Here is a 16,397-nt window from a genome sequence, read left to right on the forward strand (position 1 = left end):
CGCCGCCGCCCGATCACCTGCGTAGGAGAGACGACGATGAGCACACTCGACCTTCCCGATCAGGGAGCCCTCACCCGCCGCCGTATCGGCCGTATCGAGGACCCGCCCCGACCAACACCCTCCTTCGACGCGGATGTCGCGATCGTCGGCCTCGGCTATGTGGGACTGCCGACCGCGCTGGCCTACCACCACGCCGGCACCCGCGTCGTGGCCCTGGACATCGCCGCCCCGCGGCTGACCGCGATCCGCTCCGGTGAGGTCGACCTCGTGCCCGATGACCGCACGCGGCTGCGCCACGCCCTGGACGACCCGGGATTCGTCCTCACCGCAGACGTCTCCGCGCTCTCCCGGGCCCGTGCGGTGATCGTCTGCGTCCCCACGCCCGTCGACCGCCATCTCGTGCCGGACCTGAGCCTGCTGCGCGCGGCCTGCGCATCCGTCGTGGCCCACGCGGTGCCCGGCCAGCTGCTGATGCTGACCTCCACCACCTACGTGGGCTGCACGGAGGATCTGCTCGTCCGCCCGCTGCTGCGCCGCGGTCTCGTGGCCGGAGACGACGTGCACGTCGCCTTCAGCGCCGAGCGCATCGACCCCGGGTCCGCCGGCGTCAAGACCGAGACCGTGCCGCGCGTCGTCGCCGGGGCGACACCCGCCTGCACGGAGGCCGCCGCGAACGTGCTGGGCTCCTATGCCGAGAGCGTGCACCGCGTCTCGTCGCTCGCCGTGGCCGAGATGACCAAACTGCTGGAGAACACCTTTCGTGCGGTCAACATCGCACTGATCAACGAGTTCGCCGATATCTGCCGGACCCTCGGGATGGAGGTCGGCGATGTCATCGACGCCGCCGCCACCAAGCCCTACGGATACATGGCCTTCCGCCCCGGACCCGGAGTCGGCGGCCACTGCATCCCCTGCGATCCGCACTACCTGCTGTGGCAGCTGCGCCGCGAACGCATGGACGCCCCGATGATCGCCACCGCCATGCAGCAGATCGCCGGCCGGCCCGGACGCGTCGTCGATCGCATCCGCGACGTGCTCTCCGCCCGGCGGAGGGGACTGCCCGGCACCCGCGTTCTCGTCTCGGGCATCACCTACAAGCCCGATGTGGCCGATCTGCGGGAGTCCCCCGCGCTGGAGATCCTGCAGAGCCTGCTCGAGGCCGGTGCCATCGTCGGCTACACCGATCCGTATATCCCGGTGGCCACGCTGCCCGACGGTATCGAGCTGATCGGAGTCGACGAGCCCGGCGCCTTCGACCCCGAGGTGGTACTGCTGCACACCGCACACACCGGGGTCGACACCTCCTGGATCGGCGACGCCCTCGTCGTGGACGCCACCTACGGCGCCCGCGGCTTCGCGAATCGGGTGGCGCTGTGAGCGCCGGCACCCGGCGCAGCGTCGTCACCGGCGGTGCGGGCTTCATCGGCAGCCACCTGACCGAGTACCTGCTCGACCGAGGCGACCACGTCGTCGTGGTCGATGACTTCTCCACGGGACGCCGCGAGAACCTCGCGGCCCTCGCGGAGCATCCCCGCCTGACGGTCGTCGAGGGATCGATCCTCGACCGCGACCTGTTGCGCGGGGCGATGACCGGCGCCGACCGGGTGTTCCACCTGGCCGCCGCCGTCGGCGTGCACCTCATCATCGACGAACCCCTCCGCAGTCTGCGCACGAACATCCACGGAACCGAGAACGTGGTCGATCTGGCGCACGAGCTGGGGCTCACGATGCTGCTCGCCTCGACGAGCGAGGTGTACGGAAAGAACACCGCCGACCGGCTCGACGAGGGAGCCGACCGCATCCTGGGCTCACCCCTACTCTCCCGGTGGACCTATGCTGCGGCGAAGGGCATCGACGAGGCCTACGCTCACGCGTACTGGTCGTCGCTCGGCCTGCCGGTCACCATCGTGCGGTTGTTCAACACCGTCGGGCCGCGGCAGACCGGCCGTTACGGCATGGTCCTGCCGCGGCTCGTCGGCCAGGCACTGCGCGGCGAGCCGATGACGGTGTACGGCGACGGGCGACAGACCCGCTGTTTCTCCTTCGTCGGCGATATCGTCCCCGCGCTGGTCGCCCTCGTCGAGAACCCGGCGACCCACGGACTCGCGGTGAACCTCGGCGGCGCCGAGGAGGTCTCCATCCTCGAGTTGGCTGAGCGGATCAAACACGTCACCGCCTCCGACAGCCCGATCCGGCTGGTGCCCTATGCCGATGCCTACGCGCCCGGATACGAGGACATGCGCCGGCGCGTGCCGGACAACTCGCTGGCCGGGTCGCTCATCGGATTCGTCCCCCGCACGCGCGTGGACGAGATCATCCGTCGGGTCGCCGGCCAATCGTCGCGATCCGGCAGCACGATGGCGAGCCGGTGATGTGCGGGATCGTGGCGTGCTCGGGCGGGAGCCCGGTCGCGCCCCTGCTCGTCGAGGCACTCGAGCGCCTGGAGTACCGCGGCTACGACTCCGCCGGGATCGCGGTACCGGCTGTCGACGGCCATGTGGAGGCCCTCCGTTCGATCGAGCGGGTCGACGACCTCGGACGTCGCGCGGCCGGGTGGGCTCCTGCCGTGAGCGCCACGACAGGCCTGGGCCACACGCGCTGGGCGACCCACGGAGAGGTCTCCGTGGTCAACGCGCATCCGCATCGCGACTGCTCAGGGCGCGTCGCGGTGGTCCACAACGGTGTCCTCGAGGATGTGACGGAACTGCGACGTGCTCTGACCGACGCAGGTCACACGATCGTCTCGCACACCGACTCCGAGCTGATCGCGCATCTGATCGAAGAGGCCATGAGCGAGGACACCGATCTCGCCGGGGCCGTCGAAAGGGTCGTGGGCGGGCTCCGGGGATCCTGGGCGCTCGTGGTGCTCGACGCGCGCACCGATGAGCTGGTGGCGACATGTCACGGGTCGCCGCTCGTGGTCGCCGAAGGTCCCGACGGCGTCTTCGCGGCGAGCGATATCGGCGCGATCGCGCCCTGGGTGGAGTGGTATCACGTGCTCGACGACGGGGACGTGGTGCGGCTGCGAGCTGGACTGCCGTGGCATCGCGGCGGCGTGCCGGTCGCTCCCCCGCCCGCTGTCGCCTGCTCCGTGGGGGTCGCCGACCTGTCGCTGGGCCTGTATCCGGACTTCATGGCCAAGGAGATCGAACAACAGCCCGCTGTGGCCGAGCGTCTCATCACCACCTGGTCGGGATCGATCCTGCACGGCCTGTGGCCCTCGTTCTCCCTGCCGCTCCCCCGCCACGTGACGGTGGTGGGCTGCGGCACGTCCCTCAACGCCGGGCGGGTCGTCGCCGATCTCCTCGCCCGGCTCGGGTCCATCCCCTTCGCTGCCGTGGAGGCGAGCGAGCTCACGTCGACGGCCACGGTCCCGGGCAGCCTCGCCCTGGTCCTCAGCCAGTCCGGCGAGACCGCCGACGTGCTGACGGCTCTCGACATCCTGCACGGACGAGGCCATGCCGTCGTCGCGCTCACCAACAATCCCCACTCGGCGCTGGCTCGCCGCGCCGAGGCGGTCATGATGTGCCACGCGGGCCCGGAGATCGGAGTCGCGGCCACCAAGACCTTCGTCGCCCAGGTGCTCGGGGGCACCTGTGTCGTGCTGTCCCTCCTCGGGTGCAGCGGCGCGGTCGAGCAGCAGCGGGCGCAACGCCTGGTCCGCGACCTCGACCGGGTCCCCGACGCCCTCGCCCAGGCGATCGGCGCGTCACGGCGCACCGTCCCCCAGGTGCTCGAAGGACTCACGAAGGCCTCCGGCTACGTCTTCCTCGGCCGCGGGCCCGGACGGATCTACGCCGATGAGGGAGCCCTGAAGCTCAAGGAGCTCACCTACCGCTGGGCCGAGAGTCACGCCGCGGGCGAGCTGAAGCACGGTCCGCTGGCACTCGTCGAGCACGGCACCCCGGTCATCGTCGTCGACGACGGCAGCGCCCGGATGCACGCCACGATCGCCGAGGTGAGCGCTCGCGGAGCCGAGATCACCTCGATCGGCGGCCACGGGACCTCCGTGCCCGCGCTGGGCTCTCCGCTGGCCGGCGCCCTGGACACCACGGTCGACTGGCTCGGGCCCCTCGCCTCGGTCGTCGCCCTGCAGATCATCGCGCGTGAACTCGCTGTCGCTCTGGGCCGCGATGTCGACAAGCCGCGCAATCTCGCCAAGTCGGTCACGGTCGAATAGGAGACCACCATGCCCAGCTCCTCCCTCACACTCCCGAGAAGACGGCGTACGCCCACGCAGCTCGTCGCGCTGGTGCTCGCCGGCCTGACCGCCATCGCGACGGCCTGGCTGACCACGCCCGCGATGGAACCGGCCGATGCCGCGCCGCGCACGATCGTCAGCCTCACCTTCGACGACGGCAACGCCAACCAGCAGGCCGCGGTCGACCTGCTGGACACGTACGGCATGAAAGGCACCTTCTACATCCCCTCGGGCTATCTCGGTGCTCCCGGCTATTTCACGATGGACCAGGTCACAGCGATCGCGGCCAAGGGCCACGAGATCGGCGGTCACACCGTCTCGCATCCGGACCTCACGACGCTCTCGGCGGCCGAGGCCACCCGCCAGGTCTGCTACGACCGCGTCCGCCTGAGCGAGGCCGGCCTGTCCGTCCGCAGCTTCGCCTACCCCTTCGCGGCGGTCAACGACATCGCGAAGCAGGCGGTCGTCGACTGCGGCTACAACAGCGCCCGCGGGCTCGGCGACCTCGACATGAAGCGCGGCAAGAACAAGATCAACGCCGAGTCCGTGCCGCCACCGGACCCCTTCGAGCTCCGGGCCCCGCCGCAGGTGGAGACCTCGTGGAAGCTCGCCGACCTCAAGGGCATGGTCACGCGCGCCGAGCGGACGGGCGGCTGGGTGCCGATCACCTTCCACAATGTCTGCGCCTCCGGCTGTGAGATCTCGGTGACGCCGAAGGTCTTCGAGCAGTTCCTCAAGTGGCTGAAGCCGCGCGCGGCGCAGGGCACAGTCGTGCAGACCGTGGGCGACACCGTGGGCGGCGACGCGAAGCCGACCGTTCCCGGTCCGCCGATCGACCCCGTCCCGAGCGGCGGCAACGGCGTCGTCAACGGCGGGGCCGAAGAGATCGGCGCCGACGGGACACCACGCTGCTGGATGCGCGGCGGATACGGCGCCAACACCGCCGAGCTCAGCACCGTCGATGCCGCACACACCGGCACGAAGGCCACCCGGGTGACGGTCTCCGGCTATACCGACGGCGACGCGAAGTGGCTCCAGGCCTTCGACCTCGGCGAGTGCGCCCCCGGGGTCACACCAGGACACACCTACTCGCTGCGCAGCTGGTACACCTCCGATGCGGTCACCCAGTTCGCCGTCTACCTGCGTGACGCCGGCGGCGGCTGGCACTACTGGACCTCCAGCCCGTGGTTCGCCGCCTCGGCGACGTACGCCCAGGCCGTGTGGACCACGCCGGAGATCCCGGAGGGCATGAGCGGCATCAGCTTCGGGCTGAACATGTTCGCCAACGGCACGATCACGACCGATGACGTCGAGATCTACGACACGCGGGACGCGCCACCTCCCGGCGAGGCGGCCACGGAGGCATCCGGGCTCCAGGAAGCGCCGGCGGTCAGCGCGCAGGTCGAGCCGCAAGGGGACACTGAAGGGTGAGAAGTCGCCGCGTGGGTGTGGCGGGCGCCGTGGTGATGGTCCTCCTCGGACTGCTGCTGACGAGCCCGCCACGATCTCTGCTGGCCGAGCCGGCTGCCCCTGAGCCGCCGGGGGTGTTCGTCGACCCGGGTCCGCTGCCCCGCAGCTATCCCTGGCATACCGATATCGTCGCGGCGACCTTCTGGGTCGGCGAGATCCTCGACCCGGACGCCCCCGACGGTTCGCAGCGTGTCTCCACCTACGACTCACGCTGGATCGAGCACTACGGCGGTTGCGACGGCCAACAGGTCGGCCGTGAATGCCACACGGAGCAGAGACATGCCGCGGACGGCTACTGGCCTCGTTCGATGGAGCCGCGGATGAATCCCTTCTATCTCGACCTGCCCTATGACGACGTCAACGACGAGCTCGGCTTCGCCTGGCGCGGCGAGGTGGTGCCGTGGGCGCACGATCCGGGGTACGCCGAGCACGTCGACGATCCCGCGTTCAGCCTGATGAAGAACCGCTGGGTCGAGATCCGTCACGGTGACCGGACCTGTTTCGGGCAGATCGCGGACGCCGGGCCGGCGAAGTATCACGACACCGCCTATGTATTCGGCGCGGACGACACTCCGCCCTCGACCACCAAGTTCCGCGGCGCGGGCATGGACGTCTCCCCCGCCCTCAACGCCTGCCTGCATCTCGCCGGTCTGGATATGTTGCAGTCGCGCGTGGACTGGCGCTTCGTCGAGGCCGACGAGGTGCCGGACGGCCCGTGGACCCGCCTCGTCGACGACGATCCGCGGGTCCGTTGACCCGTCTCACCTCGCCGTCCCGCCGGGATCCGCGAGCAGGGACAGATCATGATGCGTTGCGGTCCCTCGCGCGACCCGTACGCATCGAGTTCCGGGCAGAGCCGTACCGATATCGATGCGTTGGGGTCGCCATGGCCGCCGCAACGCATCGACATCAGCCCCCGCCACCTGATAGACCTGCACTCACCTTGTTCAATACCCCATAGGGGTATAGCGTAGGCTTCATCGCATCCACCGAGAGGAGCCGACCATGAGCACGACCGAGTACCAGGTGACCGGCATGAGCTGCGGACACTGCGAAGGCGCCGTCCGCGAGGAGGTCTCGCAGGTCCCCGGCGTCACCGGCATCGAGGTCAGCGCCGCCACGGGCCGACTGGCCGTGACCGCCGATCAACCGGTCGACGATGCCGCGGTGATCGCCGCGGTCGACGAGGCCGGCTACCAAGCGGCCCGGGCCTGACGTGCGGGCCCCGGCACGACTCGGCCTGTACGGCGTCGGTCTCATCGCCGTGTTCGCCGTGGCCTTCGCCACCGCGAGCGCGGTCGTCCCCGACGATGCCGCAGAGGGCTGGGCGCAGGACACCGAGGGACACGGCGGCCACGACGCCCCGGCGTCACACGGTGGCTCTGACGCCCACGAGACGGCGCCGGGGCTCGGCCTCGCCCAGGACGGCTACCGGCTCGCCGAGGTCACCTCACCGGGCACCGTCGGCGAGGAGGGCGCGCTGTCCCTCGTCGTCATCGATCCCCAAGGCGAACCGGTCACCGACTTCGACGTGGAGCACGAGAAGGAACTGCACCTGATCGTCGTGCGCGCCGACGGACAGCTGTTCCGCCACGTCCACCCCGAGCGCGCCGAGGACGGCACCTGGTCCCTCCCCTGGGAGTGGACCGCCGGCGGCACCTACCGGGTGATCGCCGACTTCGTCCCCGCCGCCACCGGCGACGGGCTCACCCTCTCGACCACTGCCCAGGTCGCGGGCGACTACTCTCCCGTCCCGGCCCACCCCACGGCCAGCACGACCGTCGACGGCTACACCGTGGAGGTCGCCGGCGAGCTGGTCGCCGGCGAGTCGACCGAGCTGACGATGACGATCACCCGCGACGACGAGGCCGTCACCGACCTGGAGCCTTATCTCGGCGCCTTCGGCCATCTGGTGGCGCTGCGCGAGGGCGACCTCGCCTATCTGCACGTCCATCCCCACGGGGATGTGCCCGAGACCGGTGAGACGTCCGGCCCGGAGATCGTCTTCGAGGCCACCGCGCCGACCCCGGGGCGCTACCTGCTCTACCTGGACTTCCGCATCGGCGGCGAGGTGCGCACCGCTCCCCTCGTGATCGACACGACGGACCACACCGACGGTCATGACGACGACCACGCGAACGGAGGCGACCATGACCACTGAGGACATCGTCGACACCGGCAGCATCGAGCTGCGGATCGGCGGCATGACCTGCGCGTCCTGTGCCAACCGCATCGAGAAGAAGCTCAACAAGCTCGACGGGGTCACCGCCAGCGTCAACTACGCGACCGAGAAGGCCAGCGTGACCGGGCCGGCCGGCCTGGACCCGCAGCTGCTGATCGCGGAGGTCGAGAAAACCGGCTACACCGCCGAGCTGCCCGCTCCCCCGCGCGATGAGGATGAACCCGGTGAGTCGCCGGAGGATGCCGAGCTGCGCGGCCTGCGCCAGCGGCTGATCGGATCGGCGATCCTCAGCGTCCCGGTCATCGCGATGGCGATGATCCCCGCGCTGCAGTTCGACTATTGGGGCTTCGCCTCCCTCGTGCTGGCCGCACCGGTCGTGGTCTGGGCCGGCTGGCCGTTCCACCGCGCGGCGTTCATGAACCTCCGGCACGGCGCGGCCACCATGGACACGCTCATCTCCGTCGGCACGACCGCGGCGATGCTGTGGTCGATCGTCGCACTGTTCTTCGGCACCGCCGGCGAACCCGGAGTGGTGCATCCCTTCGAGCTGACGATCTCGCGCACCGACGGACTCGGCCACATCTATCTCGAGGTCGCGGCGGGGGTCATCACCTTCATCCTGATGGGCCGCTACTTCGAGAAGCGGTCCAAGCGTCGCGCCGGTGCCGCGCTGCGGGCGCTGCTGGAACTCGGCGCCAAGGAGGTCTCGATCCTGCGCGACGGCCGGGAGCAGCGGGTCCCGGTCGAGCAGCTGTCCGTCGGGGACGAGTTCGTCGTCCGGCCCGGCGAGAAGCTCGCCGCCGATGGCGTGATCGTCTCGGGCAACTCCGCGATCGACGCCTCGATGCTGACCGGCGAGTCGGTCCCCGTCGAGGTCGCTGAGGGCGACACGGTGACCGGCGCGACCGTCAACGCCGGGGGCCGGCTCGTGGTCGAGGCGACCCGTGTCGGGTCCGACACCCAGTTGGCGCAGATGGCCCGGATGGTCGAGGACGCCCAGTCGGGCAAGGCCGAGATCCAAAGGCTCGCCGACCGGGTGTCGGGCGTGTTCGTTCCCATCGCGATCGCTGTCGCCGTCGCCACGCTGGGCGCCTGGATCGGCGCCGGCTTCCCGCTCTCAGCGGGGTTCACGGCCGCCGTGGCGGTGCTGATCATCGCCTGCCCCTGCGCTCTCGGACTCGCGACGCCCACGGCCCTGCTGGTCGGGACCGGCCGGGGCGCACAGCTCGGCGTGCTCATCAAGGGTCCGGAGATCCTCGAGTCCACGCGCCGGGTGGACACGATCGTGCTGGACAAGACCGGCACGGTCACCGCCGGGAGGATGACGCTGACCGATGTCATCGCCGCAGCGGGGGTCGAGCGCGCCGACCTGCTGCGCCTGGCAGGCACCCTGGAGGACGCCTCGGAGCATCCCATCGCGCAGGCGATCGCCACGGGGGCGCGTGATGAGCTCGGCGACCTGCCGGTGCCCGAGTCCTTCGAGAACATCGAGGGCCGCGGCGTGCAGGGCGTCGTCGAGGGCCATGCCGTGATCGCCGGGCGCGAGGCGCTCCTCGATGAGTGGGCACAGCCCCTCGACGAGGATCTGCGCCGGGCCAAGCAGGACGCCGAGGCTGAGGGCAGGACCGCGATCGCCGTCGGCTGGGACGGCCGCGCCCGTGGCGTGCTCGTCGTGTCCGATCAGATCAAGCCGACCAGCTCGGAGGCGGTCGCCCGGTTCAAGGAGCTGGGTCTGACCCCGGTGCTGTTGACCGGGGACAACCGGGCCGTCGCGGAGCAGGTCGCTGCCGAGGTCGGCATCGAGCGGGTCATCGCCGAGGTCATGCCGCAGGACAAGGTCGACCTCGTCGCGCGGCTGCAGGACGAGGGCAAGGTCGTGGCGATGGTCGGCGACGGCGTCAACGACGCCCCCGCGCTCGCGCAGGCCGATCTGGGCCTCGCGATGGGGACGGGCACCGATGTCGCGATCGAGGCTGCCGACATCACGCTCGTCCGGGGCGACCTGCGGGCCGCCGCCGATGCGATCGCGCTCGCCCGCCGGACGTTGCGCACGATCAAGACCAATCTGTTCTGGGCCTTCGCCTATAACACCGCCGCGATCCCGCTGGCCGCCTTCGGGCTGCTCAATCCCATGCTCGCCGGAGCGGCCATGGCGCTCTCCAGCGTCTTCGTGGTGAGCAACAGCCTGCGCCTGCGCACGTTCACGGGCATCGCACGCTAGGAGGTCGACCCTATGACGATGACACACCACGACGAGCACGATCACACCCAGCACGACGATATGGGCCACGGCGAGCACCACGACCATCACGACCACGTCGGCCAGTTCCGCCGGCTGTTCTGGATCATGGTCGTCCTGGCCGTGCCGGTCGTCGGCTTCAATGCGATGTTCGCCAACCTCATCGGCTACGAGCTCGCCGACGCCGGCTGGGTGCGGTGGGTCTCGCCCGTTCTCGGCACCGTCATGTACGTCTGGGGAGGCCGCCCGTTCCTCACCGGCGGCGTGAGCGAGATCCGCTCCCGGCAGCCCGGCATGATGCTGCTCATCGCCTTGGCGATCACCGTGGCGTTCGTGGCCTCGTGGGGCGCGAGCCTGCACCTGCTGCATCACGAGCTGGACTTCTGGTGGGAGCTGGCGCTGCTGGTCGTCATCATGCTGCTCGGACACTGGATCGAGATGCGCTCCCTGGCGCAGACCACCTCGGCGCTCGACTCACTGGCCGCGCTGCTGCCCGATGAGGCCGAACGAGTGGAGGGCGACGACATCGTCACCGTCGCGCCCGCTGACCTCGCGGTCGGCGACGTGGTCGTCGTCCGCCCCGGGGCCTCGGTGCCCGCCGACGGACGGATCGTCGACGGCAGCGCCAGCATGGACGAGTCGATGGTGACCGGCGAATCGGCTCCGGTACGCCGGGAGACCGGCGATCAGGTGGTCGCCGGCACCGTCGCCACCGACTCCGGTCTCCGCGTCGAGGTCACCGCGATCGGAGACGACACGGCGCTGGCCGGCATCCGCCGGCTGGTGTCCGATGCCCAGGCGTCGTCCTCGCGGGCCCAGCGGATCGCGGACACCGCGGCCGCCTGGCTGTTCTGGTACGCGCTCGGTGCCGCGGCGATCACGGCGATCGTGTGGAGCCTCCTCGGCATGCCCGACTCCGCAGTGGTCCGCACGATCACCGTCCTCGTGATCGCCTGCCCGCACGCCCTCGGGCTCGCGATCCCGCTCGTCGTCTCCATCGCCACCGAACGGGCCGCGCGCGGAGGCGTGCTCATCAAGGACCGGCTCGCGTTGGAGTCCATGCGCACCGTCGACGCGGTGCTCTTCGACAAGACCGGCACCCTCACCAAGGGCGAGCCCACGGTGACGGCGGTCGAGGCGGTCTCCGGACGAGACGAGCACGGCGTGCTGGCTCTCGCCGCGGCAGCGGAGTCCGGCAGCGAGCACCCGCTGGCCGAGGCGATCGTCCGCGCCGCCGGCGACCGTGAGCTGGAGGTGCCCGCCGCACGTGACTTCTCCTCCTCCCCCGCCGTCGGCGTCGAGGCCACGGTCGGCGACACCGTGGTCCGCGTCGGCGGTCCGTACCTCCTCGACCAGCACGAGCTGGACGAGCTGCCGGTGGCCGAGACCTGGCGCGAGCAGGGCGCGATCATCCTGCATGTGCTCGCCGGCGACGAGGTCATCGGCGCGCTGCGGCTGGCGGACGAGGTGCGCGAGGAGTCCCACGAGGCCGTCGACGCCTTGCACGCGATCGGGGCGCAGGTCGTCATGATCACCGGGGATGCGCAGGCCGTGGCCGATCAGGTGGCCGGTGAGCTCGGCATCGACCGGGTCTTCGCAGGCGTCCGTCCCGAGGACAAGGCGGCGAAGGTCGCCGAGCTGCAGCACGAAGGCCACCGGGTGGCCATGGTCGGCGACGGCGTCAACGACGCTCCCGCACTGGCGCAGGCCGATGTCGGCATCGCCATCGGTGCGGGCACCGACGTGGCGATCGGCTCCGCCGGCGTGGTGCTGGCCTCCTCCGATCCGCGCTCGGTGCTCTCGATCGTGGAGCTCTCGCGCGCCACGTACCGCAAGATGAAGCAGAACCTGTGGTGGGCGGCGGGATACAACCTGCTCGCCGTCCCCCTGGCGGCCGGCGTACTGGCCCCGGTCGGCTTCGTCCTGCCGATGAGCGTCGGTGCGATACTCATGTCGGCCTCCACCGTCGTGGTCGCACTGAACGCCCAGCTGTTGAGGCGACTCGACCTGCGCCCGCGGAGCAGCGCCGCCGCCTTCTTGACCTCTTCGAACCACCGTCCCGGAGGATGACATCATGACCGCTTCGCACGAGGGCGCTCACGCTCACGGCTATATCGACGACAAGGCTCGCTACCTTGCCCGCCTCAAACGCATCGAGGGGCAGGCTCGCGGCATCCACCGGATGATCGACGAGGACACCTACTGCATCGACATCCTCACGCAGATCAGCGCGCTCACCAGCGCTCTGGAGAATGTCGCCCTCGGCCTGCTCGACGATCACCTCAAGCACTGCGTCGTGGACGCGGCGAAGGCCGGCGGTCCGGAGGCCGAGCAGAAGATCAAGGAGGCCTCGGCCGCCATCGCCCGGCTCGTCAAGTCCTGACCGATCAGCCGGTCACCACGACCACGGTGTCGGCGGTGCCGTTCGAGCATCGCTGAGGGATCCCGCTGATATCGGCGCGATCGACCGAGACCGCCGTCAGCTCCACCGGCTCGCCGACCTGGACGGTGCCCAGATCATCGGTGGTGACCGAGGGCCGGTCGCCACGGAGGGTGAACTCGGCACCGTCCTCGAAGACCACCAGCTCGGGCTGGCGGTCGGCCGTCATGGACAGACATCCACCGGGCCCGACGATGAGCTTGCCGCTGACCGACGCGGCCTCCCCGGCCGGAGTGCCGGCGGTCGTCAAGCCGATCGGACCGTCGCCGGTCGGCTGCACCTCGATCGTGTCCGAAGCGTCCTGCGTCTCGGTGTTCTCCGTCTCCGTGGCCTCGTCCTGCGGGGTCGCGCCGCCGTCGTCGTCCGAATCGCCCCCGCATGCGGCGAGCAGCGCCACCATCGCGGTCGCGGTGACCAAGGACGCGGTCCCACGTCTGCTGGAAGTCATGGTCTCCTCTCTAACGGACGTCTGGTGACGGCCGGTCGATCTCGACATCGACACCGTGACGAAGGCGCGCGCCGCGACGCCCCAGACGCTCCATGCGCCGAATGGCCCGCGTCAGCGGAGCCGCTCTGTTCCAGCCGTCCCGTGAGGCGACGGCCGCCAGTTCCGCGATCTCGTGCACGGCCTCCAAGCGCGGGCCCGAGTCCAGGAACAGCAGGGCCATCCCCGCGTGATCGGCCGCCGCGACGAGCGACGCGTCGTCGGCACCGGTCTCACGTTCCTCGCGGGCGATCGCCTGCTCCCGCCGCAGCTCCGCCAACGCCGGCTCCACCCTCGACCGCGCGGCGGCATACCACCGCCGGGTCGCCCGACGCAGCCACAGCCGCTTGCCGAGGACGATCAGGGATCCGAGCAGGCCGGCGATGGCCACAGCCGCCGCGGGGCCGGCAGCCGAGATCAGGTCGTTCCAGGAGCGGACGGTGGCGGCCACGTAGACGAGCGAACCGAGCATGCCCGCGACGAGGAGCGCCACCGCCAGCCGAGCGCGCCATCCCGTCCAGGTCCGATCCAGCATCGCCGGGTCTCGGCGGGCCTCTCGCTCGCGTCGCAGCAGATAGCCGAGCGGGACCACTCCGCACCAGCTGAGACCCAGCAGCGGCTCGCCCTGGACGGCCAGCAGCGGGCCGACGAGCACCACCAGGGTCATGCCCATCAGGAGATCACGGCGGGGACGATCCCGGCCTCGCATGCCATAGGTCAGCACGATCGCCGCGGTGGCTATGGCACCCGCCCGCAGCGGCGACATCTCCAGCGCTACCGGTACGGCGATCGAGCCCACGGCCACCGCGATCGCGGCGAGGATCTGCCATCGGGGTGCCCGGGCGGACGTGCCCATGTCAGTGGCCCTCGCGCGGAACCGGTCGCACCGCGGCGACGGTGTGGACGAGCGCGGAGGCCTGCGCCGTGCCCCGGCAGGTGAGCTGACGCGGTGGCGAGTTCGTGACGTCGATGTCGACCGCGAGCACGTCACGTCCGGGAACACGGCTGGCGACGTGGATGGTCCAGCGGCCTGCGTCGCGCGAGGCGGAGACGATGGAGTAGTCGTCGCGTCCCGCGGGGCCTTGCGACTCCAGCGCGGCGGCGACCGCGACCTGCTCGACGGGAACGAGATCGGTGTAGCCCCGCAGGTAGCGCGCGTCGATGCGGTCGGCCAGATGCCCCGTCACGACCTCGACGGCCGATGCGGCGTCGAGACGCCCGTAGTAGACACCGTCGGGCACCACGAGGATGTTCGCCGCGAAGCGGTCGCCCCCGACGTGCGTGCATTCCCACACCAGATCGGGCCACCGCCCACTCAATGCCTCGGCCACCGGGCGTCCGCGGACCGCGCAGCAGACATCGTGCAGGCCGTGGGCACAGACCAGCACGACGGGATCGTGGGGCCCGTGGGCGGTGAGCTCGGCGGGCTCGTCCAATACGCGCACGATGCCCAGCAGATCACGTTCCTCGCGCCAGGTGCCCCAGTGCTGCCGCAGGCGGTCGCTCCCAGCGCGATGGAGCACCGCCCAACGCCCCGGCCCCTCGCGCCGGCGGCGGCCGTGACGGCGGATCAGCAGGATGCGGGCCCGGCGCGCCTGGGCCGCCGCGAACACGGCCGCGTGCACCTGCGGGTCGAGATCGAGGCCGTCGAAACCGTTGACCGGCCAGCCTCCGCGGTGCTCGATGAGGATCCAGTACGTGCCGCGCGGCGCCGTCCCCGCCATCGGATCCCCGCGGTCGTCGGCAGCCTGTGCGCAGAAGAACTGGTCGGTCGTCACCGGCGCCTCAGGACTGGACGGGGACGACGACTCCGGCCCGCAGCAGCCGGCGGGTCAGGTGGGTGCCGAGCTCGCCGCATGTCAGCACCTCGCCATCGAGGAGCCGTCGGACGGCGGTTAGCTCCTCATCGGTGAGATCCAGCCATCCGACGCGGGTCATCAGCCGGGATCCGGTGACGGTGGAGTCCAGTCCGCCCCGCCAGCTCACGAGCGTGTCGGGACCCAGATCGTTCACCGCCCGCAGCTGCGCGAGGGGCCCGAGGGGAGCCGGCCGTGCCTGCGACCGGCGAGTCCGATGGAAGGCGGGCCGGGGATCGGCCTGATCGAGGGCGTCGGCGAAGCGCTTCTTCACCAGGTCGACGATGTCCTGATCGAGCTCCTCCACGCCCAGCGGAAGGCTCGCTCTGATCTCGGGGTCGTCGCGCAGGATCGTGGTGACGGCCTGGGCGAGCTGCTCCGCGACCGCATGCCCGGTCCAGGTGTGCACGCCGAGGGTGAGGTGGATGGAGACCTCACCTTGTGCCGTGGCCGCGTGCAGCCAGCCGCGCGGGAGGTAGAGGACATCGCCGGGCTCGAGCACCGCGTCGATCGCCGGGGCGTCCGTGGCCGCCGCCGCCACCTCGTCGCGGCGATCGGTCCAGGGCTGGTCGCGTAGTGGATGGTCCACGACCGGCTCATGGATGATCCAGCGCTTGGTCCCGCTGATCTGCAGGACGAAGACGTCGTGCACGTCGTAGTGATCGTCGAAGCCCTGGTTCTGCGGCGGGGTGATGTACGCATTGGCCTGCACGGGGTGACCGAGCTCCTCGGCGAGGCGCGTGACGAAGTCGCCAATCGGCTCCCAGGTGCGTTGAAGGGCCTGCAGGACGAGCGTGGCGCCCGCGTCGAGGTGCCGCCACAGGGCGGTGTCGTCGAGCTGGTCGCCGATGGTCGCGCCCACTCCGCCGGGCGATGTGAAGGAGGAGACGGGAAGCGTCTCGCCGTCCTTCGCGACGCGCAGGAAAGGCGAGCGCAGGCCGCGCCGGGAGATCAGCTCGTCGACGGCGGCCGGCGAGAAGAGATCGGCGAAGTCGCCGGCCCGGTGCGTGAGCAGGGCCTTGCGGCCCCAGTGCTCTTCGGCGAAGAGCTGCTGGGGGATGTCGATGAGACGCGATGTCAGTACCCCGGGGCCTGTGGCGGCTCCGGGGTACTGACCAGCGTCGTCAGCTGGGCTCAAGAGCGGTCTGCGCCGCCGTCGGCACCACCGTCATGCACACCGGGCGTACCCGCGGCCCCACCGTCAGCGGGACCCTCAGCCCCGCCATCGGCACCACCATCGTGCACACCGGGCGTACCCGCCGCACCACCGTCGGCCGGACCCTCAGCCCCGCCATCGGCACCACCATCGTGCACACCGGGCGTACCCGCCGCACCACCGTCGGCCGGACCCTCAGCCCCGCCATCGGCACCACCATCGTGCACACCGGGCGTACCCGCCGCGCCACCGTCAGCGGGACCTTCAGTTTCGTTGGGATCGTTCGGGTTGCTCATACGTCCTCCTCGGTCGGATTCGGTGGTGAGGGCGGATCTTGGTCCTGCGCGTCCTCACCTCTCCCATGAAAAC

15 protein-coding genes are annotated in these 16,397 nt (G+C 70.7%); 11 read left to right on the top strand and 4 right to left on the bottom strand.

The features are described from left to right. The first annotated feature begins 36 nt into the window (after window positions 1-36). From JL108_RS16945 to JL108_RS16990, 10 genes are all read left to right on the top strand, one after another. The gene (locus tag JL108_RS16945; RefSeq protein WP_205199322.1) at window positions 37-1,377 is read left to right on the top strand and encodes a nucleotide sugar dehydrogenase; all 1,341 of its coding nucleotides are present in this window, start codon (window positions 37-39) and stop codon (window positions 1,375-1,377) included. Then, complete coding sequence (locus tag JL108_RS16950) at window positions 1,374-2,372, top strand: NAD-dependent epimerase/dehydratase family protein (protein ID WP_205199323.1); 999 nt, start codon at window positions 1,374-1,376, stop codon at window positions 2,370-2,372. The genes JL108_RS16945 and JL108_RS16950 overlap by 4 nt, the downstream gene beginning before the upstream one ends. Continuing rightward, window positions 2,372-4,180: a glutamine--fructose-6-phosphate transaminase (isomerizing) gene (glmS, locus tag JL108_RS16955; protein WP_205199324.1), complete on the top strand. Its 1,809-nt coding sequence runs from the start codon at window positions 2,372-2,374 to the stop codon at window positions 4,178-4,180. The genes JL108_RS16950 and glmS overlap by 1 nt, the downstream gene beginning before the upstream one ends. Before the next feature lie 9 nt (window positions 4,181-4,189). After that, window positions 4,190-5,632, top strand: coding sequence for a polysaccharide deacetylase family protein (locus tag JL108_RS16960; RefSeq protein ID WP_205199325.1), 1,443 nt, complete (start codon window positions 4,190-4,192; stop codon window positions 5,630-5,632). A gap of 11 nt (window positions 5,633-5,643) precedes the next feature. Beyond that, window positions 5,644-6,426, top strand: a complete 783-nt coding sequence (locus JL108_RS16965; protein WP_205199326.1) for a hypothetical protein — start codon at window positions 5,644-5,646, stop codon at window positions 6,424-6,426. A 250-nt stretch (window positions 6,427-6,676) separates the two neighbouring features. Beyond that, window positions 6,677-6,886, top strand: a complete 210-nt coding sequence (locus tag JL108_RS16970; protein WP_143914553.1) for a heavy-metal-associated domain-containing protein — start codon at window positions 6,677-6,679, stop codon at window positions 6,884-6,886. A gap of 1 nt (window position 6,887) precedes the next feature. Continuing rightward, window positions 6,888-7,832: a heavy-metal-associated domain-containing protein gene (locus tag JL108_RS16975; RefSeq protein WP_205199327.1), complete on the top strand. Its 945-nt coding sequence runs from the start codon at window positions 6,888-6,890 to the stop codon at window positions 7,830-7,832. After that, a complete protein-coding gene (locus tag JL108_RS16980) occupies window positions 7,792-10,074 on the top strand; it encodes a cation-translocating P-type ATPase (RefSeq protein WP_205199328.1) in 2,283 nt (760 codons plus the stop codon). The genes JL108_RS16975 and JL108_RS16980 overlap by 41 nt, the downstream gene beginning before the upstream one ends. 12 nt (window positions 10,075-10,086) lie before the next feature. After that, entirely contained in the window at window positions 10,087-12,162 is a 2,076-nt protein-coding gene (locus JL108_RS16985; protein ID WP_205199329.1) for a heavy metal translocating P-type ATPase, read from the top strand. 4 nt (window positions 12,163-12,166) lie between these two features. After that, complete coding sequence (locus JL108_RS16990; protein ID WP_143914550.1) at window positions 12,167-12,475, top strand: metal-sensitive transcriptional regulator; 309 nt, start codon at window positions 12,167-12,169, stop codon at window positions 12,473-12,475. A gap of 4 nt (window positions 12,476-12,479) precedes the next feature. Here JL108_RS16990 and JL108_RS16995 read toward each other — a convergent pair whose 3' ends face one another. From JL108_RS16995 to JL108_RS17010, 4 genes are read right to left on the bottom strand one after another with little or no spacing between them, the layout of a single operon-like run. Further along, window positions 12,480-12,980, bottom strand: a complete 501-nt coding sequence (locus JL108_RS16995) for a hypothetical protein (protein ID WP_205199330.1) — start codon at window positions 12,978-12,980, stop codon at window positions 12,480-12,482. A gap of 10 nt (window positions 12,981-12,990) precedes the next feature. Next, entirely contained in the window at window positions 12,991-13,872 is an 882-nt protein-coding gene (locus tag JL108_RS17000; RefSeq protein ID WP_205199331.1) for a hypothetical protein, read from the bottom strand. A gap of 1 nt (window position 13,873) precedes the next feature. Next, window positions 13,874-14,794: a sucrase ferredoxin gene (locus JL108_RS17005; RefSeq protein WP_205199332.1), complete on the bottom strand. Its 921-nt coding sequence runs from the start codon at window positions 14,792-14,794 to the stop codon at window positions 13,874-13,876. Between the two features lie 7 nt (window positions 14,795-14,801). After that, window positions 14,802-16,010, bottom strand: a complete 1,209-nt coding sequence (locus tag JL108_RS17010) for a cupin domain-containing protein (protein ID WP_205199333.1) — start codon at window positions 16,008-16,010, stop codon at window positions 14,802-14,804. A 32-nt stretch (window positions 16,011-16,042) separates the two neighbouring features. Between JL108_RS17010 and JL108_RS17015 the strand changes: the two genes are divergently transcribed. Then, window positions 16,043-16,393: a hypothetical protein gene (locus tag JL108_RS17015; RefSeq protein ID WP_205199334.1), complete on the top strand. Its 351-nt coding sequence runs from the start codon at window positions 16,043-16,045 to the stop codon at window positions 16,391-16,393. Window positions 16,394-16,397 lie beyond the last annotated feature (4 nt).

Source organism: Aeromicrobium sp. YIM 150415, assembly GCF_016918125.1.
In the GTDB taxonomy this organism is placed as follows: Bacteria; Actinomycetota; Actinomycetes; order Propionibacteriales; family Nocardioidaceae; genus Aeromicrobium; species Aeromicrobium piscarium.